Source organism: Peribacillus sp. QJM3NY_7, assembly GCF_056173225.1.
Window position 1 is genome coordinate 1,531,433 of sequence record NZ_CM149663.1, and the last position, 21,164, is coordinate 1,552,596.

The following is a 21,164-nucleotide window of genomic DNA, read 5'->3' on the forward strand; positions in this document are numbered from 1 at the left end:
GAAGAAAATATCTTCTATAAGCTTATGAAAAACATGTAAACTGGGGTTTGATGAAACCGTATCCGGTTTGAAATTGAACATCTATACGGAGGTAACATGATGACCGAACCAATGTTTATTACACTGATTATACTTCTATGCGCGATTGCGCTTTTTATACAAGGAAAATTTCGAGCAGATTTAATTGCACTTAGTGCGCTATCCATTCTTGGGTTACTGGGGATTCTTTCATTGGATGAACTAGTGGCCGGTTTTGCGAATCAAGTGGTCATCATGCTGGCTGGGCTATTCATAGTCGGTGCCGGCCTGTTAAATACAGGAATCGTGGAAAAGGCAGGAAACAAGTTGTTGGGTTTATGTGGGGGCAGTGAATGGAAATCGCTGCTTATCGTCATGCTGACAGCAGGAATATTAAGTGCTTTTTTAAGCGGAACTGGAATTGTTTCCATACTGCTGCCGCTCGTCATGAGCATGGCCTTACAACAAAAAACAAGTCCGACAAGGTATTTATTGCCCCTTGCCTATGCAAGCAGTATTGGAGGGCTATTAACACTTACGGGTACTCCCTCCAATATGATCGTCGCTGATGTATTACGGCAAAATGGAATAGGGAATTTATCATTTTTTGACTTTACACCTGTGGGCTTAGTCGCCTTTGCAGCAGGGTTATTCTTCATGTTGACACTCGGACGCCTGTTGCTTCCCGAGAAGACCATTGCAGCGAACAATAGTGTAAAGGGACTGTCGGCAGGGGAGCTTGCCGGCATGTACAAAGTATATGACCGATTGCATTATCTGCATATACCCGCTACTTCCGATATTGTTGGGGAAAGGCTGTCGGACCTCCAGCTTCCTATTCAGTATGAATTGACTTTAATTGAAATCCAGCGGAAGCCAAAGGATAAGCAACTGCCGCTGTTGCAAAGGCAGCAGACGATTTCAGCCAGGGCGGATGAGGTTCTTCACCCTGAAGATATCATTTTGGTGTTTGGAGAAGAAGAGGCAGTTGAGAGATTGGCACTTAACTATGAACTGGAATTTAAACATTTCAATACCGAACAAATAAAGAAACATTTTCTTAGCAGTAGATTTGGATTGACGGAAATATTGATCGTCCCGAATTCGGATTATGAAAATCAAACTTTGATAGATGTCCATTTTCGTGAGAAATACCAATGTAATGTACTGGCAATCAATCGGAATGGCGAATATATTCAAGCGGATGTCGGAACGGAACGCCTGAAACCGGGGGATGCAATCCTGATACATGGAGAATGGGAGAACATTGAAAGGATTTCCTCGGATTTGCAGGATGTCATCGTTATTGGGAGTACATCAGAAGATGGCTCTCCGGTGAATTCCAAGGGCAAAGCGTGGATTGCCTTGGGAATCACTGCTTTGATGGTCATTCTTTTATCGATGGAATCCGTCCCTGCTGTACTGTCGGTATTGACGGCTGCATTGTTGATGGTGGTTACTGGCTGTGTCCGTTCAATGGAGGATGCTTACCAAAAGATTAACTGGGAACCTGTGCTATTGATAGCCGCCATGTTCGGAATTACGGCTGCATTGGATAATACGGGTGGAGTGAGAATGATAAGTGATTGGCTTGCCGTTTTATTCAGTAATATCGGAGCACACGGCATTTTAGCGGTCTTTTACCTCCTGACACTGATCCTGAGCCAATTCATCCCGTATGGAGCCGCGACGGTTATCATGACGCCCATCGCCCTGACATCTGCGGTTAATCAAGGAATCGATCCACTTCCTGTGTTTCTATGCCTTGCCGTTGCTGGCAGTTTGGCGTTATCCACTCCAAGGGTTGCCACTACCAACGCGCTTGTCATGACGGCAGGTGATTACAAGCATAAAGATTTTATCATGATCGGGATATCCATACAGATTTTCATTGGCGTTATCATGGTGATTACGATACCATGGTTCTTCCCTTTTTGATCAGACTGAAGGCATTGTTCCATTTATGGACAATGCCTTCGGTTTCTTTAAATTAATCGCAGCGAAAGTAAGCATCGCAGCAATCGACAATTTTTTAAGTCCCCTTAAAGTATTCAATGCATACCATGCTTTTCTTTTGCATCTGCGGATACAAGCTCAATCGTTTCTTTACGTTAGCATATATAGGTTTTATATCTTGATGATGACACAGATATGCATCCTGTCATATCTAGTTTTATTAATTCTATTTAAAACCATGAAGACTTTAGGCAAAGGGTTCTATCTAAAAGTTAAAGAAAGTTGATTGGAGCGGGTGTTCGAGACTCCTGCGTGAAAAGCGAGGCCAGGGGAGACCCCGCAGGCGCAAAGACGCCGAGGAGGCTCCCGGACCGCCTGCGGAAAGCGAGTGCCTGGAGAGGAAATCAGCGTTCATTTACAAACCATAAAAAATGGTAGGCATTGTTCCGGACAGTGCCTTTTCAATGTATTTCTTTTCAAAACGATAGGATGAATGGGGAATTTTAGTGTATTGAAAAAAGAGTTATGCAGTAGGAATTAAAATTATTTATTATCAATGCAAGAAACTAATGGTATAATTTTGGCATATTGGTGTTTTCGTAATTAGGGGGAAGATGCATCATGGATACAGAAAAGATATTAAAGAATTTAGACAGGGTGACACCATTCTTTCAACCGATTTTCAGTGCAGATCAACATCAGGTAATCGGGTATGAAATTCTAGGGCGCTATGAGGAACAATCTGAATATAAAAGCCTTGGCCCATTTTTTCACGATTCTGCAGTGCCGGAAGAGTATAGGGTGGAAGTGGATAATTACGTACTTGAAATTGCCTTGGAGAGAATAAAGGACTATGGTGAAGATTTTCTTATCTTTATCAACAGAGATCCTAATTTGCTTATGCTGGATCATGGCGAAGAATTCATGGAGATTTTACACCGTCATTTTCAACCGGAGGAAATGCACCGGATCGTTTTGGAATTATCAGACACGATCAGTTCGGAAAACATAGATCCTCTGCAGCATGTGCTTGCTTACTTTAAAACATATGGGATTAAGATAGCTTTAGATCATTTAGGACAAGATACGCAACTGGACCGAATCGCACAGATTTCTCCGAATATTTTAAAAGTTAACCTGGACCAGCTCCGCATCTCAGGTGGGGATGCCTATCAGGTCATCCTGTTTTCTTTAAGCATGCTAGCACGTAAAATCGGCGCCAACTTACTATTTGAGAACATTGAGTCCGAATACCAGCTTCGCTTTGCATGGAAGAATGGGGGACGATATTATCAAGGGTATTTCTTGGCGAAACCGGAAGGCGAATTCATTAATAAAGATTTACTTCGTGAAAAATTCCATCAAGAATGCCAGTCCTTCATTTCTTTAGAGACCAAGAAGCTTGAAGCCGTTTATCAAAAGACTTTGCAATTCAACGAGAATATGCATAACTTCTTAAAACAGCACAAGCGGGCCGGCTCCCATGAAGAGTTTCTCGGAGTTTTGGCGAAAAAATTGGATTCAATATGTTTTCGTCTTTATATATGTGATGAAGCGGGGTATCAAAAATCCCCCAATATCCTCCATAAGGACGGACAATGGATGGTCCAACCGAGTTATATGAATAAAAATTGGAGCTGGAGACCTTATTTCCTCGAAAATATTGTAAAGATGCGTAACGAGAAAAAAGGAAGGTTATCCGATTTATACAGTGATATTGAAACGGGGGAAACCATTCGGACCTTTTCCTATCCACTGAATAATAAGGAATATATTTTCTGTGATCTTTCTTATAGTTATTTATATGAAAATGAAGCACTATTATAAAAAACGATTCATGAATATAATCGCTTTAAATGTGTAACGATAAGCAGAAATGATGCGCTTGGAGGAGACATATTTTGAGCACGTACATCTGGATTCTAATCATTATCGTTACAGTCATGGCGTTATATCTGCTCTTTTATACTTATTCTGTAGCAAGGGCACAGAAAGTGAAAGCCGGTTATGATTCGACTATCGATGATTCAGTTAAGGAACATCCTTATTTAAAGAACCCGATATTCGTTTCTCTTTTTATTGGGACGATTTTGGTTGCCGGTTTTATTTTTTACTATGCTTTTCGATAGTTGTAAGAAGAAGATTTCAATATCATGAAATCTTCTTTTTTATTGTGAAAAATGGGCGATGGTTTCAAGGTCTAACGGAGAATGTTATTTTGTAGTTTGGCTTTGATCTGGACGGGTATTGAAAGACATAGGCAAAAAATCCGAATCATTAGGAGAAATTCTATAACGAGGAGATGATTGTAATGAGTAAATATTTAGTTGCATGTCTTGCCAGCGTCCTTTTATTTTTAAGTGGGGGGGTCACTGCTTCAGCGGAGGGCTTACATAGAGAGGAAGTACTATCTTTAATACATGATGCCATGGAGAATCAGGTTTCGATCAGTGAGGAAGTACGTTCTAAGGAAGCGATTGAAGGGAAGTTGGAAAAACATTTCACTGGTGATTTCATCGAGAAGTTCGTCCAAGCGAATGTAGTGAAAGTCGATGGCGGTTATACCGCATTTGGTTCAGATTTCGCTCCGTATTATATCCCTTTCTTCAGTTACGATAAGAATACGGAAATTGTATATGGGAAAAAAGGTGATGTCATTTATGTTCAGGAAGAATTCCAGGACAATGGGGACGGACCTGTTTCGATGGAAAAACATGTAGAAGCAGTTACTTTGAAAAAGGAAAATGGCGCTTGGAAGGTAAAGGATGTAAAGTATGAAAACAGAAAATAGAATGGGTGATTTTAAAGGAAGCTGAAATGAAAAAGCTAGAGAAGGCCACAGCCTTCTCTAGACTTTTTATTATATATTCAATTCCTTTTTTATTTCGTCCAATTCAAAACCAATAATGGCTTTCCCATCGATGACGACCGTTGGTGTGGAATAAGCCCCATATTTATTGGTTAGTTCTTTACGTGCATGCCCATCTGCTTTAATATCTTTTTCTTTGTATACTATATTATTATCATCAAAGAACATTTTCATGATTTTGCAGGGAGGGCAATCAGGTTGGGTATAGAGTGTAACGTCTTTCATCTTATTCCTCCATATATGCTTTAGTAAGGTACTTTTTCATTATAGAGAATGCCAAGACATTTGAATAGGGATAAACCTCAAGGATCGTTTTACCGATCTTTCTCCTGTTTTACAAGATAGTCTATCAATCCCATGGAACAAACGTTCAAGTCCATGGCAATGATTTCAAAAACTGGATGATCAGCAGTGATTCCTTTTTCGCCTAAATGAACAGCGACTTCCGTGAAAATATTTTTACTGGTTGCTGCCACTTGATCCTCGAAGCTAGCATATTCCCTATATGCCGATTTGGCAGTCTCCACAAATTTAGGCAGCCAGTAATGAAGTTGTTTATATACTTCCTTAGGGTTTTCCGATACGCCGTAATGGCCAAAATATATACGTTCGACGCCAATGCTTTCATACAATTCCGCTGCAGCAAGCATCGCGTCGGGATTAAATTGGTTTGGCGATGTGGACGGTAAGTAAAATTCCAAACTTTCTTCATCGAGTTCACGATAATAGATGCCTACGGTGTCACCTGAAAACATCCCTTTTGAAACCGAATCGTATATGCTTAAATGATGGTTCGCGTGTCCTGGCGTATCATAAAAGGTCAACGTGGAAGTATCACTTGTTTTTAGGGATTCCCTATCTTGTTTAATCAGCATTCTTTCAAAAGGTATAGGTAATATCGGATCGAAAAGCTTGTTGAATTCTTCACCATAGACTGCTTTAGCCCCAGCGATCAAACGCGTTGGATCTTCTAGATGCCTTGCGCCTTTTGGGTGGACGATCACTTTGGCATTCGGACAATGCTGTAAAAAAAGTCCAGCTCCACCTGCATGGTCCAAATGAATATGGGTAAGAATGATATATGTAATATCTTCGAGGGCGATTCCCAAATGTTCGAGCCCCTTCATTAAGTGGGGGATGGAAGGGCTGGCGGAAGTTTCGACTAAGGTGATGTCCTCATCGGCAATTACATATGTTCCTGTACGATTTCTTCTATCCAAATCAAAACCATCAATCAATGAAATTCGAAAACCAAGCTCACTAATGTTTTGCAACAGAATCTACCCCCAGAAAATTTTTCATGTACAAAATCCATTCCTTATTTTATTCTGTTAATAGTGCCATGTAAAGAATGAAGTTTTAAATTATTCTGAATTTATTTCCGCGTGGCTACTGGATAGAAAAGTATGGTATAGTGAAACCTATCGAAAAGGTTTTATTCAGAAAGGAGAGGGAGTATGTCTCAATTACAGGGCATCCTTACCAGATTGAAAAGTCTTCAAGAGCAAGCGAAGGAATCTGAATCTGCTCAACGTTTTTTTGAAATAGATGGTGTGAAAAAGTGCCAGGTTACATATTTCAGCAAAACAGAAATGTTCGAGCTTGAAGTATACAGTGATAAAGGGAAATCATCAAAATATCAATTTGATAATATTGATATGATTACCATTGAAATCTTTGATCTTCTTCAATCTTAAAAAAACACAAAAAGCCGCCTTCCATTGGAAGCGGCTTTTTTATTGTGAAAAACCGGTCAATTTTTACTGAATGAAGTAGTGATTTTTACGACATCTTATTAGTTGGAGGGATGTAAATGAAAAATCCGATGGTAATATGCCCGGAATGCGGTGAGGAAAGGGAAATGGAAAATGTATTAACGGCACAATCCAACCAAAATGTGATTTATCAATGCCCGGAATGCGGTTTTAAACAGGTTAACATCAAAACTAGTAAGGGCTAAGGGTCTCTCACGAATCCCGCCAATTGGGATTTTATTGGTCTAGGAATGAGCCTTTTCTGCTTACATATGTTAAACTATAGAAAGAGCTGTTTATAAAAACATATGGTAAGGGGTTTTAACATGATCGGTACTCATGATGGGGATTTATTGGAATCCAGCGTTAAAGATTTAATGATTTCTTCTGAACGCGTGGCCCACGTGCAGGTAACCAATAACTTAGAACATGCACTATTGGTATTAACAAAGAGCGGTTATACGGCCATTCCTGTGTTAGATCCGATGTATAAACTGCATGGTTTAATTAGCACACCAGTCATTCTCGATTCAATCTTGGGACTGGAACGAATTGAATTTGATAATCTTGAGCATAAAAAAGTTTCCGAAATAATGAATATAGAAATACCTCGCCTGCATATTGAAGATACATTGACCAAGGGTGTGGAATTGTTGATTGATCATCCGTTTGTCTGTGTGGAGAATGACGAACATGTATTTGAAGGCATCTTAACAAGAAGGGCAATCTTGAAAAAAGTATTTAAACAAAATACACCTGATAAATAAGCAAGGCATAAAATGACGGTTAACCCCAAGACTCGCCAGTTGGCGAGTTTTCTTGTTTTTTTACATATTTGATCCAGTTAGTGGTGAAGTCTATTAACAGGTAGGATCTATTAGGAGAGGATGCAAAAATTGGGCCATGCAATGGATAGTGCAAACGTGCAGAATAAAAAATTGAAACGTCCCTTCATATTGGCTGCCATCATGTTAGCGATGTTTATGAATGCTATTGAAGGAACGATCGTTTCGACGGCAATGCCGGCCATTGTAAGTGATTTAGGTGGTTTTTCACTATACAGCTGGGTGTTTTCAGGCTATTTGTTAATGAACGCCGTAACAGTTTTAATCTACGGAAAGCTATCGGACATACTCGGGAGAAAACCCGTCTTATTATTTGGAATCGTTGTCTTTTTAATCGGCTCCATTCTTTGCGGCTTTGCCAATTCAATGACGGAACTCATCATTTATCGCTTTGTACAAGGTTTTGGGGCGGGAGCTGTAGCGCCTGTAGCCTCGACCATTATTGGTGATATCTATAAAAATGAAGAGAGGGCACGCGTTCAAGGGTATCTTTCGAGCGTTTGGGGCATTTCTGCGGTAATGGGACCAGCATTGGGCGGCTTGCTCGTTGAATCCCTGACTTGGAAACTTGTCTTTTGGGTCAATATTCCTTTGGGCGTACTATCTTTTATTGGAATTTGGTTATTCCTTCATGAAAATATCGAAAAGAAAAAACGTGATATCGATTACCTAGGTGCTACGCTATTGACATTGTCCATATCCACTCTTATGGTGCTGCTCGTAGAAGGAGGAGTGAAATGGTCATGGACTTCAGCACCGGTCATATCCCTGGCATTAGTGGCCATCATCACCTTTATCCTATTCATTCTTCAGGAAAAGAAAGCAGCCGAACCGATGATGCCATTTGAAATCTGGCAGGAGCGTTCCATTCTGATTGCGAACCTAGTATCCTTGACGACAGGGGTGATGATGATTGGATTATCAAGTTTCCTCCCCACATTCGTTCAGGGCGTGATGGAGCGCTCGCCTACGGTAGCTGGTTTTACATTGACAGCTATGTCAATTGGCTGGCCGATCGCATCTATGGTGTCAGGCAAGTTATTGTTGAAAATAGGATTTAAATCAACCTCCCTTCTTGGAGGGTGCTCATTGATCCTTGGGAGTCTGATCCTAGTATGGATGAAGCCGGAAGCTGGGCCCATTATTGCCGCCATGGGATCCTTCTTTGTCGGTGTAGGCATGGGCTTGACTTCTACTTCATTCATTGTCGTCATTCAAAAAACCGTCAGCTGGGAACGAAGGGGTATTGCGACAGCTTCCAATATGTTCATGCGTAATTTAGGAAATACTGTAGGTGCTGCATTACTTGGAGGAATCATGAATATGAGACTTCACGCTTATCTGAACGAGCATGCGCCGGTCGGATCGGGAGTGACGATAGATACGGCAAATAAATTGTTGAACAGTGAAGAACGCACGTCGCTTCCTGAAAATGTGGTAAATGTTTTACAGGAAGGACTTACATTGTCTTTACAGACGATTTATCTCATTGTTCTAGTCTTCTCTGTAATCAGCTTCCTGTTTCTAACGAGACTAAGAAAGAATAAGGAAGAATAAGAAGGCATAGGAAAAAGGCAGACTCGTTAATGTAGTTTGCCTTTGTTTAAAGGAAATGCAACTCTGATGACCAATTGAATCGATAATGCGATCGTTACCGAATGTAAAATGAATCTCAACTGTCCAGTGGAGATTTTTTGAGCCACTTTCAAGGCCAGCCGTGATCCGATCAGGGAACCGAACGTGTAATAAATGGCAATCCAATTTACCGGCCATGAATAGGTAATGAATGCAGCTGTACAGCTAATGAAAGTTTGGAATCTAGTAAAGGCCAGGGATTGAAGGTAGGTGCGCCATTTCTTAAAAAGGTATACATGAGCATGGTCGCCTGTCCTGGTCCGAACATTCCGTTATAGACACTGATTCCGAATAGGATGGATAAACTTTTTTTGGGAGATGCCAATCCGTTTCATCGGAAGGTTGCGGTTTTTTGATGAAATTCATGATCAAAGCGACAGTCAAAAGGCAGATGGCTAACAAATTCATTGCCTTCTCGGAGAATGAATTAGCAAGCAGACCGCCGCATAAGCCACCAAAAAGGGCAAATGGGATTAACTGGAGGGCATCCTTCAATTTTAGCTGCTTTTTCTTGAGTAAAATATAAAAGCTAGAAAAAGAAGAAAACATTGGGGAATTTGACTGATCCAATAACCTGGTGAATGGGTGGGCCTATCAAAAGAAGGGACGGCATGCCGATGAGACCGCCGCTCCCGGCCAATGTCCCGACAAAGGATGCTGCAAAACTGATGGCAAGCAATAAAATGATCGTCAAAGGATATTCACTCCGTTCCTTTTCTCTTGTATTATAAGCGGACTTTGTTGATAATAAAATTTAAATAAATTAAATCATCATGATAAGATTTAATTATCAAGAGGTTGGTGTGTATGTCATTTTCAGAATTTCATTTATTATCAGTGCTTGCTCAGGAAATGAATATGAGAAAAGCAGCTGAGCGGTTGTTCGTTTCCCAGCCGGCTTTATCCCAGCGTTTACAATCAATAGAAAAGGATTGGGGGTCGAAACTGTTTCTGCGTTCACAAAAAGGGCTGTCACTGACGCCTGCAGGTGAAGCGGTAATTCGTTTGGCCAATGAGGTTATAGAAAAAGAAGAGAAGGTCAGGGAAAGTATTCAAGCCATGGACCATGAAGTATATGGCACTTTGAAAATAGCCTGTGCCTCGATTGTCGGTCAAAATTGGCTGCCGCAAGTATTGAAAAAGTTCGTCCGAAAATATCCGTATGCAAAAATTTCCTTGATCACTGGCTGGAGCAGTGAGATTTTAAAGTCTTTGTATGAAGGGCAAGTGCATATTGGCATCATAAGGGGAGCACCGGATTGGAAAGGCGTAAAACAGCATTTATTCACGGATATGCTGTATTTGGTGGATACTGAAATGAAGGAACTGAATCAAGTGTTCGAAACGGACCGTCCATTCATTCAGTTTAAGAGCGATTCGAATTATTATCAGGAAATTCAAGATTGGTGGCATCGGCAATTTCAAACGACACCAAAAAACACCATAGTCGTTGATCAAATCGAAACATGCAAACAAATGGTGTTTAATGGTATTGGATATGCGATCCTGCCAGCCATCACTTTACATGATAAAGATACGAATGTTTTTAAAATCCCTCTACTGGATGGGCATAACCACTCCATAGAACGTGATACATGGCTTTGCGGCTATGAATCTGCCTTCCAGTTAAAGCAAGTCCAGGCATTCACGGAAGTGGTTAAAGAGCATATTCGCGACCAAGGAATGTTATAGGTCCGCCGACGAAAATGTCAATAGGGCAGAATAATATATATGAGTGACATTCAACTTGTCTTGCCGGCTGTTGTCTGGTAAATTTAAAACGAGTAATGATACATATTTAGGAGGTTTACCCGGAATGAATAAAATGGATGCAAACGAAATTATTTCTTTTATCTCGAATAGTAAAAAATCCACACCTGTAAAGGTATATGTCAAAGGCGATTTAGAAGGCCTGGATTTTGGTCCAGCTTCTAAAACTTTCATAACAGGAAATACAGGGGTTGTATTCGGTGAGTGGTCTGAAATCGAAGAAGCGATCAAGGCAGCAGGAACAAAAATCGAGGATTATGTAGTTGAAAATGATCGTCGTAACTCTGCCATTCCTTTATTGGATCTAAAAGGCATCAAAGCCCGTATCGAGCCAGGCGCAATAATCCGTGACCAAGTTTCCATTGGAGATAACGCAGTCATCATGATGGGTGCATCAATCAATATTGGATCTGTCATCGGTGAGGGTACAATGATCGACATGAACGCAATACTGGGCGGACGTGCAACAGTGGGCAAAAACTGTCACGTAGGTGCTGGTGCCGTTTTAGCAGGTGTCATCGAGCCGCCTTCCGCACAGCCGGTCATTTTGGAAGATGATGTATTGATCGGAGCCAATGCGGTCGTACTGGAAGGTGTCAAAATCGGAGAAGGTTCCGTTGTCGCTGCTGGTGCCGTCGTAACGAAAGACGTTCCTCCATATTCCGTGGCTGCTGGTATCCCGGCGAGGGTCATTAAACAAATTGACGAAAAAACAAAATCAAAAACAGAAATCATGCAAGAACTTCGTCAACTTTAATTTCTTTAGTGAATATTGCCTGAAGCGTGGATAACTATATCCACGCTTTCTGTATAGGGAGGGAATAATGTGAAAATAAACCCTTTTGCCAAGATCCGGCGTGATCTGCATCAAATACCGGAGATAGGGTTCAAAGAATTCAAGACGCAGCAATACCTACTGAATTACATAACGAATTTGGCCCAGGAGCGAATGGAAATAGAAACATGGCGAACTGGGATATTCGTGAAAGTGAAGGGAATGAACCCGCGAAAAACCATTGGCTACAGGGCTGATATAGACGGTTTGCCGATAAAAGAGGAAACCGGATTGCCGTTTGCATCCAACCACGAGGAATATATGCATGCCTGCGGTCATGATTTTCATATGAGCATAGGTTTGGGATTATTGACATATTTCACGGAAAATCCGATCGATGATGACTTGCTATTCATCTTCCAGCCTGCAGAAGAGGGTCCTGGCGGAGCTGAACCAATGCTTAAATCGGAAACGATGAAAAAATGGAAGCCTGATATGATTCTTGCTTTACATATTGCTCCGGAGTATCCAGTTGGGACGATTGCCGTTAAAGAAGGGCTTCTATTTGCCAATACATCTGAATTATTCATCGATTTGAGGGGGAAAGGAGGACATGCAGCCTATCCGCACGAAACAAATGATATGGTCATTGCGGCCTGCTCGCTTGTAGGGCAGCTTCAAACAATCGTTTCCAGGAATGTCAATCCGCTAGATTCAGCTGTCATTACAGTTGGGAAGATTACTGGAGGCACCGTTCAAAACATTATTGCGGAGAGAGCGCGGTTAGAGGGCACAATACGCACTCTTAACCCCGAATCAATGGTAAAGGTCAAGTCTAGGATAAAAGCGCTTGTGGATGGTATACAAGTAGGATATGAGTGCTTGGCTGAAATCGACTATGGCGCGATGTATCACCAGGTATATAATGAAGAGCGGTTGACCCGGGAATTCATGGAATTCACAGAGAAGTCAGCTGCTGTTCATTTGCATGAATGTACTGAAGCAATGACTGGCGAAGATTTTGGTTATATGTTAAAGGAGATCCCAGGATTCATGTTCTGGCTGGGGGTTTCATCGGAATACGGATTGCATCACGCCAAGTTAAGCCCGGACGAAAAAGCCATTGAACTCGCGATCGATCACTTAACGGATTATATAACGTTTAAAGGAAGCGAAGCATAAAAATGATTTTCAGTGCAGCACATGCTCTAAAGAAAGAACGAATGACGTTGGAGGGCTTATTGTGAAAAAAGAATTTGCGGTGATTGGACTTGGCCGTTTTGGCGGCAGCATAGTCAAGACATTAGCTGAAGAAGGATTAGGGGTTCTGGCTATCGATGCCGACGAAGATCGAGTGAATGAATTTGCCAGAATAGCTTCACATGCCGTAGTAGGGGATACGACAGATGAAAATGTACTAAGGAATATAGGGATTCGAAATTTTGATCACGTCATTGTAGCGATTGGCGAGAATATTCAAGCCAGTATATTGACGACTCTCATGCTTAAGGAATTGGGTGTCGGAAATGTTACGGTTAAAGCGCAAAATGATTATCACGAGAAGGTTCTTCGTAAAATCGGGGCCGACTATGTCGTGCACCCCGAACGGGATATGGGGAGAAGGATTGCCCATAATATCGTCTCCAATAATATTCTCGATTATTTGGAGCTTTCTGATGAACACTCCATCGTCGAAATTGTTGCAAGCCAAAAGATGAATGGAAACTCGATAATTGACCTTGATATCCGTGCCCACTATGGACTGAATATAGTCGCAATCAAAAGAGGGAACGAAATTAATGTTTCCCCACAAGCGAGCGATTTAATACATAAAGGTGATATATTGATCGTCATCGGCGCGGATTCGGACATCAATCGCTTTGAAAAAAAAATTGTGGAATAAGTAAGCGTCCTGCTAAAATCGAGCAGCGCTTTTATCAAAGGAAAAACAAAAAGGTTTCGGAATGGCCTCATTCCGAAACCTTTTTGTTTTTTAATTGGATCTTAAGGAGTTATAGAGAATAGCTTGCATCGACAATTTTTCAATTCCCTTTTTATTTTTGCGTACATGATAAACTCGTGTTTCCGGCACTTCGACAGTGTGGAATCAACAAAAATAGGCTTCTTATCCGTTTACTTTCGGAAGCTTTCCATTTTTAAAACAAGAAAGACTGTTGACAAAAGGAGTTCTATCTAACTTTTAAAAGAAAATTGATTGGAGCGGGTATTCGAGATCCTGCGGTAGACGTGTAAGGGAGCCCCACAGGCTTCTAAGGCGCCGGGGAAAGTGAGTGCCTGGAGTGGAATTCAAGGTGGGGGGATTTACAAACCTAAACAAAAATAGCCCAGCCAAATGATGGCTGGGCTTCTATTATTTATTGCACTTCCATGATGATCGGCAGGATCATCGGACGGCGTTTCGTTTTTTCATATAGGAATGGAGATAGAGTGTCTGTAATTTCATTTTTGATTTCAGACCATTGAGTAGTTTTGCGATCCATCACCTTATTTAAATGCTTTGTGATCAAGGATTGAGCATCGCTGATAAGGTCTCCTGATTCTCTCATATAAACAAATCCGCGTGAGATGATGTCAGGACCGGATGCAATTTTGAATTCCTTCATATTGATGCTGACCACAACAACGACAAGGCCTTCCTCGGAAAGAATCCGACGATCACGGAGAACGATATTACCGATATCCCCAATGCCGCTTCCATCGATATAAACCGAACCTGAAGGGATTTTACCAGCGATTTGAGCTGTGTTCTCACTTAAGGAAAGAACTTCGCCATTATCCATGATAAAGCAATTTTCTTCAGGAACGCCACAATCGACTGCATGGCGGGCATGCAGTTTTTGCATACGGTATTCACCGTGGATTGGCATGAAGAATTTTGGTTTTATCAAACGGAGCATAAGCTTTTGTTCCTGCTGTCCGCCATGTCCTGAAGTATGAATGTCATTCAGAGGACCTGAAATGACGTCTGCTCCTGCACGATATAATTGATTGATCGTTCTGGAAACACTGATTGTGTTACCTGGGATGGGTGAAGATGAAAATACTACCGTATCACCAGGGATGATTTGAATTTGACGGTGAGTGCCGTTCGCTATGCGCGACAGTGCTGCCATTGGTTCACCTTGGCTGCCTGTACAAAGAATGGTTACTTTATTCGCAGGCATACGATTCAATTGCTGTACATCAATAAATGTATCTTTAGGCGCTACGATATAACCAAGATCTTGTCCGATTGATATGGCTGAATCCATGCTTCGGCCAAAAACGGCTATTTTACGGCCGTTGGCCACGGCTGCTTCCACAACTTGCTGAAGGCGATGGATGTTCGATGCAAACGTTGCAAAAATAATCCGGCCGTCAACCTTGCGGAAAATGTCTTGAATGGTATCACCGACACGGCTTTCGGACATAGTAAAGTTCTGCACTTCACTATTTGTGCTATCCGAGAGTAAGCACAATACACCTTCTTTACCGATTTCAGCCATCTTGGTCAGGTTTGCAGGCTCACCCACTGGGGTGAAGTCGAATTTAAAATCACCTGTATGGACAATTTGTCCAGGAGGGGTTTTTACGACGATTCCATATGAGTCAGGGATACTGTGAGTTGTACGGAAGAAAGAGACGGACGTTTTCCGGAACTTGATCACTTCATCTTCACTGATTTCAATCATGGTTGTCTGACGTAAAAGGCCGTGTTCTTCCAATTTATTACGAAGCAGTCCAAGTGCAAGCTTCCCGCCGTATACAGGGACATTCACTTTTCTAAGTAAATAAGGAATCCCGCCAATGTGATCTTCATGACCATGGGTAATGAAGACACCTTTGATTTTATCTACATTTTTCTCTAAATAGCTGTAATCTGGAATCACATAGTCAATACCGAGGAGTTCATCTTCAGGAAATTTAATTCCAGCATCAATGATGATGATTTCATCTTGAAACTGAACAGCATATGTGTTCTTACCGATTTCGCCTAAACCGCCCAGGGCGAATACAGCTGTTTGATCGTTTTTTACGAATTTCATAAATTATAGCTCCAATACTTTGTAATCTTCATTTTGTTTTTCATATTCTAAATATGCTCCGGTTACGGGTAGTACGATTTCTACGTTATAAGGTTCTTTTTTTAATTTTAAACGAACGTCTCGAACGGATTCACCTTCGACAAACATTGTTTTAGTATTCTCCCTGATGGGAACCTCTGATATGGTTACTTGATAGTATACCTTAAAAACCATTTTAATCTCTCCTCACTTGTTTGCATTGCTTTTTTCATTATATATAAAAACAACAATTTTTTCATGTTTTTCAACATCATGTAAAAATAAACCCAGCTCCGCCATAAAAACGGAAGGGGTTTGATGAATTAAATATACCAATGTCTAAAAGTATATAAAAAAATAGATGGCCGAATCTGGTATCAATCCAATTGTAGCTTCCTCTATCTTATATCCTATCCGTTTTTGCCATGTGTAAAACTTAAATCATGGGATCTTTTTTTAAACGATTTCTTTCTAAATTAATACAGTACCACTGTGTGCAGCGTTTCATGAAAACACGGCGACTGATATTTTGATTGAAATATGTATTCACCAGACCATATAAAAGCCAAGATAGAAAGAATGCCTAACAAGAACTTTACAACAAGGAAGAAGCCCTCCGCAAGTTTTTGAAGGGCTGTCCGAAAAAAATTCGCATATGGATGACGGCCAAGGCAGGAATGAGTGGCAAATCATGCGATAGATTTTTTTCTTAAAAGATCATTCCACTGTTTAACAAGCTTTTTACGAAGCTTTTTTAACATGGCGATCACGCTCCCTTAATTATTATTGTATAGGATTATTCAATAATGTAAATACGTCTTTACAGGTACAAGGCCCATTTTTGAAAAAAAAGGCTCTTTCAAACAAGCAACTGGGATTTAAGAGGCAGAAGGATGGGAGAAGAGTAATCCGGAAAGCCTGAGTTGGTTTCTATTAAGAATAGTATATGCCCATTCCTGAAGAAAAAACGTAACTTTGAGTTGGGTCCGGCAGAGTTACTTGACTTATCTTGATGACAATTATTAAATGGTTACATATTAAAAAGGAAAAAATGAATGAATTGGAAGTGAATCGCAAGTGAAAATCGTATTTTTTGATATTGACGGAACATTGCTTGATCATGAAAAAAAGTTACCTGCTTCAACAAAAGAAGCCATTAAGCAACTGCAGGATAGCGGGGTTTTTGTAGCGATTGCCACAGGAAGGGCTCCGTTCATGTTCGAGTCTTTAAGGGAAGAGCTTGGTATCGATACATTTGTAAGTTTCAATGGACAATACGTTGTTTTTGAAGGGAAAGTCGTTTATAAAAACCCTTTGAGCAAACCTGAGATAAAACGCCTTCACGAACATGCTGAAAAAAATGAAATACCGATCGTGTTCATGAATGAGGAGACAATGAAATCGAGTGTTCCGCATCATAGCAGAATTGAAGAAGCATTGAGCAGCCTTAAGTTTCCCCACCCTGAACATGTGGCGGATTTTTATGAGGACCATGATATATACCAAGCCTTATTATTCTGTTCGGAAGCTGAAGAAGGGAACTTTGTTGGGAAATATGATGATTTTCACTTCATTAGATGGCATGAGTATTCGACGGATGTACTTCCATTCGGGGGTTCAAAGGCTGAAGGCATTAAAATATTAATGGAAAAAGTCGGGTTTGCTCTTGAGGATGTTTACGCCTTTGGAGATGGCTTAAACGATATAGAGATGTTAAAAGTAGCGGGATATGGCGTGGCTATGGGGAATGCCGGTCAGCTTGTGAAGCAAGAGGCCGACTTTGTAACGAAGGATGTCGATGATGATGGCATACTTTTTGGTTTGAAGGAACTTGAACTGATATAAAAAATAAAACCCCCGTCAACCAACAGACGGGGGTTTTGCTTATTACGTTACCTTTCCACCGCAATTGAATTTTCCGGAATGGCATAGGGGTCTTCAGGATGGATATGATCATAAAACATGATACCATTAAGGTGGTCGATTTCATGTTGAAAGCAAATGGCTGCGATGCCTTTCAGGCGGAGTTGAACCGATTTTCCTTCCAGGTCCGTACCCGCAACCGTTATTCGGGCATAACGTGGCACATAGCCGGAAACGGGACGATTTACGGAAAGACAGCCTTCTCCGGATGTCAAGTATGCTTTTTCGACTGAATGGCTAACGAGTTTAGGGTTGAAAAGTGCATAGCTATAAAGTTGATCATCCTTTTCTTTTAAATGAACCGCAATCATCCTTTTTGAAACATTAACCTGTGGTGCAGCCAAGCCAATTCCTGCCCTTAACCCGTATAGAGCAGCAATATCAGGTTTCTGGCTGTTTTGGACATATTCCATCAAGCTGGCTAAAAGTTGCTTATCTCCATTTGATGCCGGAAGCGGAACCTCTACCGCGACTTGCCTTAAGATTGGATCGTCTTCATTAACAAAATCATCCATGGTAAGCATAATCTTTCACCCCATAAAAATTCTTATAATATGTATAGGGTTATTTTAACAAAAAAGAGGCTGAAAGTTAATGAATGGTTTAATGAAAGAAAAATGGAGGGGATGGAATCAAGTCGATGATTTCCTATCCCTGCCATTATTTTATTTGCATGTTGGTCTATTTAAAAAATATTATCATTTTTTGTGAATCAGGGTAAATCGTTAACATTTTCGGGTAAAGGTAATAGTAATTACCTGGTTAGCATAAGCACGCGCCGACGATGATTAACAGAATGAACAGGACAATGATCAGGGCAAAGCCGCTTCCAAAGCCGCAGCCTCCACCATCGCCATATCCATAGCTGGGTGCAGCGGAAACCGGATAACAACATTCTTGGTTGAAACCTCCATACATAATTTCATACCTCCGTTTTTGTATTTATTAAAATGCTGACCATCCAAATTTGAAACGGTCCCTACAGCCTATGCAGTATGGTTTAAAGGGTGTAGGCTAGCGCCCAGTAATGAAAAAAACCTGCTCGGAATATGATTGTAACAAATGTCTGCGGCTTAAGAATGAATTGAGGAACATGAATCTTCAAAGAACTATCAGAAGGAGTTGTCTATGTTGAAACGTTTTGGTCCATTTGTTATCTTACTTCTTTCTTTAGTGACCTTGACTGGTTGTTTTAATGGTTCACCGGAAGAAAGAATCCACAAAATCCTGGAGAAAACTGCAGAAAAGGAAAGTGATTTCACCGAGAATCAAGAGCCGCTTAATGATTTGGAGAAAAAAGAAAAAGAAAAATATGAGAAAATCATTAAACTTGGATTGGACGATTATGAACAGATCGTCGAGCTTTCAGATGAAGCAACCAAGAATATCGACGAAAGGGAAAAAATAATTGAAAAGGAACAAAGCAGTATGCAATCCTCAAAAGAACAATTCAATCAAATAGATGAACAAATCGGGAAAATTGAGGACGAAAAGATAAAAAAAGAAGCGACTGAAATGAAAAAGATCATGAGTGAGCGCTATAGCACCTATGATGATTTATATGATGCCTATCAACAAAGTCTCGCTTATGATCGTGAATTATATGAGCTTTTCAAAAAAGAGGATTTGAAAATGGATGAATTACAAGTGCAAATCGAGAAAATAAATACCTCTTATACAAAAGTTTTGAAAGCGAATGAGGAATTTAATGCATTAACGGAAAAATCAAATCAAAAAAAAGAAAGTTTTTATGATAGTTCCGGCATAGAAATGGCGGATTCAACAAATTAATATAAATAATGATGGGCTGTGATCCTCACTCACAGCCCATATTTTTTTCAATCCAGTTCTTTTTTGGGCTAAAAAATTTTAGAATGGTCTTTTTTTTGTGCAACCAGCCTGATGTGAAATTTTCATACCTGTACTAAAAAAAAACGAAAATTAAAAATCTAACAGCAGACTTAGATGAAAGCGTTTGAATATTTTTTCCGTATATTATTTTACAGGCTCAAATGCCTTTAGTTAAAGCCGTTTTGGAATCGATGGGATATGCTGGGGAATTGAAATGTTATCCTTCGCCATCCTTAAATTGATAAATAAGGGAAATTTAATAGTACAGTTGTAAATTGAAAACTAATACAGAGAAGAAGTATGAGTATTGGAAATTCCATTAAATCAAAATTATTAGGAACTCCAAGTGATTGACTTGATGTTAATTCATCTTGTAAACTTAATCTATAAAAATTCTTGTATCATTTTCCTTGATTTTTTTTATGGTACAGAATAAGATTGAGACATATTAAGCATATCCACGTTTGAGGATTGGTCTTAAGGGAAAAATAAAAGAATGTATTGTTGAAGAAACTAAAAAGCAAACTATTTTTGCTTTATAGAATAATAATAGCAAACCTTTTTAATGAAAGGATGAGGTGCCAAATGGCTCAAAAAACTAAACAAGCTAAAATTAATGTTCAGGATCAGCTTAAGAAAGTAGAAGAACAATTTGAAACTTTTCAAATTTTAAATGAAGAGGGAGAAGTCGTGAATGAAGCGGCTATGCCTGATTTAAGTGATGAACAATTGCAAGAATTAATGCGCCGTATGGTTTATACACGCATTTTGGATCAACGTTCCATATCACTGAACCGTCAAGGCAGATTAGGTTTCTATGCACCGACTGCCGGTCAAGAAGCTTCTCAAATCGCTTCCCAGTATGCTTTGGAAAAAGAAGATTTCATTTTGCCTGGTTATCGTGATGTTCCGCAAATCGTTTGGCATGGCCTGCCGCTTTGGCAAGCATTCTTATTCTCCCGGGGTCATTTTAAGGGAAATCAAATTCCTGAAGACGTCAATGTAATTTCTCCTCAAATCATTATCGGCGCTCAATATATCCAAGCTGCCGGAGTCGCTCTTGGGTTGAAGAAACGCGGGAAAAAAGCTGTTGCCATTACATATACGGGTGACGGTGGAACCTCACAAGGTGACTTCTATGAGGGAATTAACTTTGCAGGTGCCTTTAAAGCGCCAGCTATCTTCATCGTGCAAAATAACCGTTTCGCAATCTCTACACCAGTTGATTTGCAGTCAGCAGCTAAAACATTGGCCCAAAAGGGTGTGGCTGCAGGTATTCCTGGAATCCAGGTTGATGGTATGGATGCGTTAGCCGTTTATACAGTCGTTAAAGAAGCGCGTGAACGTGCAATCAATGGTGAAGGCCCGACATTGATTGAAACATTAACTTACCGTTATGGACCACATACGATGGCTGGGGATGACCCGACACGTTACCGTACTTCCGAAATGGATAACGAGTGGGAACTGAAAGATCCATTGGTTCGTTTCCGCAAGTTCTTGGAAAGCAAAAAACTTTGGAATGAAGAATTAGAAAACGAAACGATAGAGAAAGCCAAAGACGATATTAAAGAAGCAATCAAATTGGCTGATGCAGAACCTAAACAAAAAGTTACAGACCTAATTGAAAACATGTATGAAGAAATGCCTTATAACTTAAAAGAACAATATGAAATTTATAAAGAGAAGGAGTCGAAGTAAGCC

General features: G+C 40.4%; 22 protein-coding genes and 1 pseudogene. 15 read left to right on the forward strand and 8 right to left on the reverse strand.

Going from position 1 to position 21,164, the window contains the following annotated elements:
• The first annotated feature begins 99 nt into the window (after window positions 1–99).
• On the forward strand, window positions 100–1,956 hold the full coding sequence (locus AC0VX1_RS07430; protein WP_063576951.1) for an SLC13 family permease: 1,857 nt from the start codon (window positions 100–102) through the stop codon (window positions 1,954–1,956).
• On the opposite strand, the pseudogene AC0VX1_RS07435 reads toward AC0VX1_RS07430, so the two are convergent.
• Window positions 1,957–2,129: pseudogene (locus AC0VX1_RS07435) on the reverse strand (transposase); the annotation flags it as partial.
• Window positions 2,130–2,595: 466 nt separating this feature from the next.
• Between AC0VX1_RS07435 and AC0VX1_RS07440 the strand changes: the two are divergent.
• The 3 genes from AC0VX1_RS07440 to AC0VX1_RS07450 all read left to right on the forward strand — a co-directional run bounded on the left by AC0VX1_RS07440 (window position 2,596) and on the right by AC0VX1_RS07450 (window position 4,765).
• The gene (locus AC0VX1_RS07440; RefSeq protein WP_475470609.1) at window positions 2,596–3,801 is read left to right on the forward strand and encodes an EAL domain-containing protein; all 1,206 of its coding nucleotides are present in this window, start codon (window positions 2,596–2,598) and stop codon (window positions 3,799–3,801) included.
• Window positions 3,802–3,875: 74 nt separating this feature from the next.
• Window positions 3,876–4,103, forward strand: coding sequence for a hypothetical protein (locus tag AC0VX1_RS07445; protein ID WP_057279016.1), 228 nt, complete (start codon window positions 3,876–3,878; stop codon window positions 4,101–4,103).
• 182 nt (window positions 4,104–4,285) lie between these two features.
• Window positions 4,286–4,765 (forward strand): DUF3993 domain-containing protein, encoded by a 480-nt coding sequence (locus tag AC0VX1_RS07450; protein WP_063576948.1) that lies wholly within the window; start codon window positions 4,286–4,288, stop codon window positions 4,763–4,765.
• A gap of 69 nt (window positions 4,766–4,834) precedes the next feature.
• Here the strand turns inward: AC0VX1_RS07450 and AC0VX1_RS07455 are convergent, their stop codons facing one another.
• Window positions 4,835–5,068: a glutaredoxin family protein gene (locus AC0VX1_RS07455; protein WP_034314090.1), complete on the reverse strand. Its 234-nt coding sequence runs from the start codon at window positions 5,066–5,068 to the stop codon at window positions 4,835–4,837.
• Window positions 5,069–5,157: 89 nt separating this feature from the next.
• Window positions 5,158–6,117 (reverse strand): MBL fold metallo-hydrolase, encoded by a 960-nt coding sequence (locus AC0VX1_RS07460; protein WP_475470611.1) that lies wholly within the window; start codon window positions 6,115–6,117, stop codon window positions 5,158–5,160.
• 183 nt (window positions 6,118–6,300) lie between these two features.
• Between AC0VX1_RS07460 and AC0VX1_RS07465 the strand changes: the two genes are divergently transcribed.
• The 4 genes from AC0VX1_RS07465 (at window position 6,301) to AC0VX1_RS07480 (ending at window position 8,999) form a co-directional block, all read left to right on the forward strand.
• Window positions 6,301–6,540, forward strand: coding sequence for a YkuJ family protein (locus AC0VX1_RS07465; protein WP_034314086.1), 240 nt, complete (start codon window positions 6,301–6,303; stop codon window positions 6,538–6,540).
• 116 nt (window positions 6,541–6,656) lie between these two features.
• Window positions 6,657–6,803, forward strand: a complete 147-nt coding sequence (locus AC0VX1_RS07470; protein ID WP_094246583.1) for a hypothetical protein — start codon at window positions 6,657–6,659, stop codon at window positions 6,801–6,803.
• A gap of 120 nt (window positions 6,804–6,923) precedes the next feature.
• Window positions 6,924–7,364 carry a cyclic-di-AMP-binding protein CbpB gene (cbpB, locus tag AC0VX1_RS07475; protein WP_034314084.1) on the forward strand — a complete coding sequence of 147 codons (441 nt, stop codon included), beginning with the start codon at window positions 6,924–6,926 and terminating at the stop codon, window positions 7,362–7,364.
• Between the two features lie 120 nt (window positions 7,365–7,484).
• Window positions 7,485–8,999, forward strand: coding sequence for an MDR family MFS transporter (locus AC0VX1_RS07480; protein WP_475470614.1), 1,515 nt, complete (start codon window positions 7,485–7,487; stop codon window positions 8,997–8,999).
• 300 nt (window positions 9,000–9,299) lie between these two features.
• Here AC0VX1_RS07480 and AC0VX1_RS07485 read toward each other — a convergent pair whose 3' ends face one another.
• The gene (locus tag AC0VX1_RS07485) at window positions 9,300–9,626 is read right to left on the reverse strand and encodes a TSUP family transporter (protein WP_475470616.1); all 327 of its coding nucleotides are present in this window, start codon (window positions 9,624–9,626) and stop codon (window positions 9,300–9,302) included.
• Window positions 9,627–9,884: 258 nt separating this feature from the next.
• Between AC0VX1_RS07485 and AC0VX1_RS07490 the strand changes: the two genes are divergently transcribed.
• From AC0VX1_RS07490 to AC0VX1_RS07505, 4 genes are all read left to right on the forward strand, one after another.
• Complete coding sequence (locus tag AC0VX1_RS07490) at window positions 9,885–10,769, forward strand: LysR family transcriptional regulator (RefSeq protein WP_034314080.1); 885 nt, start codon at window positions 9,885–9,887, stop codon at window positions 10,767–10,769.
• Between the two features lie 124 nt (window positions 10,770–10,893).
• A complete protein-coding gene (dapD, locus tag AC0VX1_RS07495; protein ID WP_034314078.1) occupies window positions 10,894–11,604 on the forward strand; it encodes a 2,3,4,5-tetrahydropyridine-2,6-dicarboxylate N-acetyltransferase in 711 nt (236 codons plus the stop codon).
• Window positions 11,605–11,679: 75 nt separating this feature from the next.
• Window positions 11,680–12,804: an N-acetyldiaminopimelate deacetylase gene (locus tag AC0VX1_RS07500; RefSeq protein WP_413023396.1), complete on the forward strand. Its 1,125-nt coding sequence runs from the start codon at window positions 11,680–11,682 to the stop codon at window positions 12,802–12,804.
• A gap of 61 nt (window positions 12,805–12,865) precedes the next feature.
• On the forward strand, window positions 12,866–13,525 hold the full coding sequence (locus AC0VX1_RS07505) for a potassium channel family protein (RefSeq protein ID WP_057279020.1): 660 nt from the start codon (window positions 12,866–12,868) through the stop codon (window positions 13,523–13,525).
• Between the two features lie 472 nt (window positions 13,526–13,997).
• Here AC0VX1_RS07505 and rnjA read toward each other — a convergent pair whose 3' ends face one another.
• Window positions 13,998–15,668, reverse strand: coding sequence for a ribonuclease J1 (gene rnjA, locus AC0VX1_RS07510; RefSeq protein WP_034314071.1), 1,671 nt, complete (start codon window positions 15,666–15,668; stop codon window positions 13,998–14,000).
• Window positions 15,669–15,671: 3 nt separating this feature from the next.
• A complete protein-coding gene (locus AC0VX1_RS07515) occupies window positions 15,672–15,881 on the reverse strand; it encodes a DNA-dependent RNA polymerase subunit epsilon (RefSeq protein WP_034314070.1) in 210 nt (69 codons plus the stop codon).
• An 882-nt stretch (window positions 15,882–16,763) separates the two neighbouring features.
• Between AC0VX1_RS07515 and AC0VX1_RS07520 the strand changes: the two genes are divergently transcribed.
• On the forward strand, window positions 16,764–17,531 hold the full coding sequence (locus AC0VX1_RS07520) for a Cof-type HAD-IIB family hydrolase (protein WP_095680025.1): 768 nt from the start codon (window positions 16,764–16,766) through the stop codon (window positions 17,529–17,531).
• A gap of 47 nt (window positions 17,532–17,578) precedes the next feature.
• On the opposite strand, the gene def is transcribed toward AC0VX1_RS07520, so the two are convergent.
• Both def and AC0VX1_RS07530 read right to left on the reverse strand, forming a co-directional pair.
• The gene (gene def / locus AC0VX1_RS07525) at window positions 17,579–18,133 is read right to left on the reverse strand and encodes a peptide deformylase (protein ID WP_413008673.1); all 555 of its coding nucleotides are present in this window, start codon (window positions 18,131–18,133) and stop codon (window positions 17,579–17,581) included.
• 238 nt (window positions 18,134–18,371) lie between these two features.
• Window positions 18,372–18,527 (reverse strand): YjcZ family sporulation protein, encoded by a 156-nt coding sequence (locus tag AC0VX1_RS07530; protein ID WP_063576945.1) that lies wholly within the window; start codon window positions 18,525–18,527, stop codon window positions 18,372–18,374.
• A 210-nt stretch (window positions 18,528–18,737) separates the two neighbouring features.
• Between AC0VX1_RS07530 and AC0VX1_RS07535 the strand changes: the two genes are divergently transcribed.
• Together AC0VX1_RS07535 and pdhA are read left to right on the forward strand one after the other, a co-directional pair.
• Entirely contained in the window at window positions 18,738–19,400 is a 663-nt protein-coding gene (locus tag AC0VX1_RS07535) for a YkyA family protein (protein WP_096338301.1), read from the forward strand.
• A 645-nt stretch (window positions 19,401–20,045) separates the two neighbouring features.
• Window positions 20,046–21,161: a pyruvate dehydrogenase (acetyl-transferring) E1 component subunit alpha gene (gene pdhA / locus AC0VX1_RS07540; RefSeq protein WP_475470619.1), complete on the forward strand. Its 1,116-nt coding sequence runs from the start codon at window positions 20,046–20,048 to the stop codon at window positions 21,159–21,161.
• The last annotated feature ends 3 nt before the right edge of the window (window positions 21,162–21,164 follow it).

Coding starts and splice junctions, on each gene's coding strand:
- AC0VX1_RS07490 (WP_034314080.1), top strand. CDS start 9,885: ATGTCATTTTCAGAATTTCATTTATTATCAGTGCTTGCTCAGGAAATG.
- AC0VX1_RS07470 (WP_094246583.1), top strand. CDS start 6,657: ATGAAAAATCCGATGGTAATATGCCCGGAATGCGGTGAGGAAAGGGAA.
- AC0VX1_RS07430 (WP_063576951.1), top strand. CDS start 100: ATGACCGAACCAATGTTTATTACACTGATTATACTTCTATGCGCGATT.
- AC0VX1_RS07515 (WP_034314070.1), bottom strand. CDS start 15,881: ATGGTTTTTAAGGTATACTATCAAGTAACCATATCAGAGGTTCCCATC.
- AC0VX1_RS07455 (WP_034314090.1), bottom strand. CDS start 5,068: ATGAAAGACGTTACACTCTATACCCAACCTGATTGCCCTCCCTGCAAA.
- rnjA (WP_034314071.1), bottom strand. CDS start 15,668: ATGAAATTCGTAAAAAACGATCAAACAGCTGTATTCGCCCTGGGCGGT.
- pdhA (WP_475470619.1), top strand. CDS start 20,046: ATGGCTCAAAAAACTAAACAAGCTAAAATTAATGTTCAGGATCAGCTT.
- AC0VX1_RS07485 (WP_475470616.1), bottom strand. CDS start 9,626: ATGTTTTCTTCTTTTTCTAGCTTTTATATTTTACTCAAGAAAAAGCAG.
- AC0VX1_RS07440 (WP_475470609.1), top strand. CDS start 2,596: ATGGATACAGAAAAGATATTAAAGAATTTAGACAGGGTGACACCATTC.
- dapD (WP_034314078.1), top strand. CDS start 10,894: ATGAATAAAATGGATGCAAACGAAATTATTTCTTTTATCTCGAATAGT.
- AC0VX1_RS07535 (WP_096338301.1), top strand. CDS start 18,738: ATGTTGAAACGTTTTGGTCCATTTGTTATCTTACTTCTTTCTTTAGTG.
- AC0VX1_RS07480 (WP_475470614.1), top strand. CDS start 7,485: ATGCAAAAATTGGGCCATGCAATGGATAGTGCAAACGTGCAGAATAAA.
- AC0VX1_RS07465 (WP_034314086.1), top strand. CDS start 6,301: ATGTCTCAATTACAGGGCATCCTTACCAGATTGAAAAGTCTTCAAGAG.
- def (WP_413008673.1), bottom strand. CDS start 18,133: ATGCTTACCATGGATGATTTTGTTAATGAAGACGATCCAATCTTAAGG.
- AC0VX1_RS07450 (WP_063576948.1), top strand. CDS start 4,286: ATGAGTAAATATTTAGTTGCATGTCTTGCCAGCGTCCTTTTATTTTTA.
- AC0VX1_RS07530 (WP_063576945.1), bottom strand. CDS start 18,527: ATGTATGGAGGTTTCAACCAAGAATGTTGTTATCCGGTTTCCGCTGCA.
- cbpB (WP_034314084.1), top strand. CDS start 6,924: ATGATCGGTACTCATGATGGGGATTTATTGGAATCCAGCGTTAAAGAT.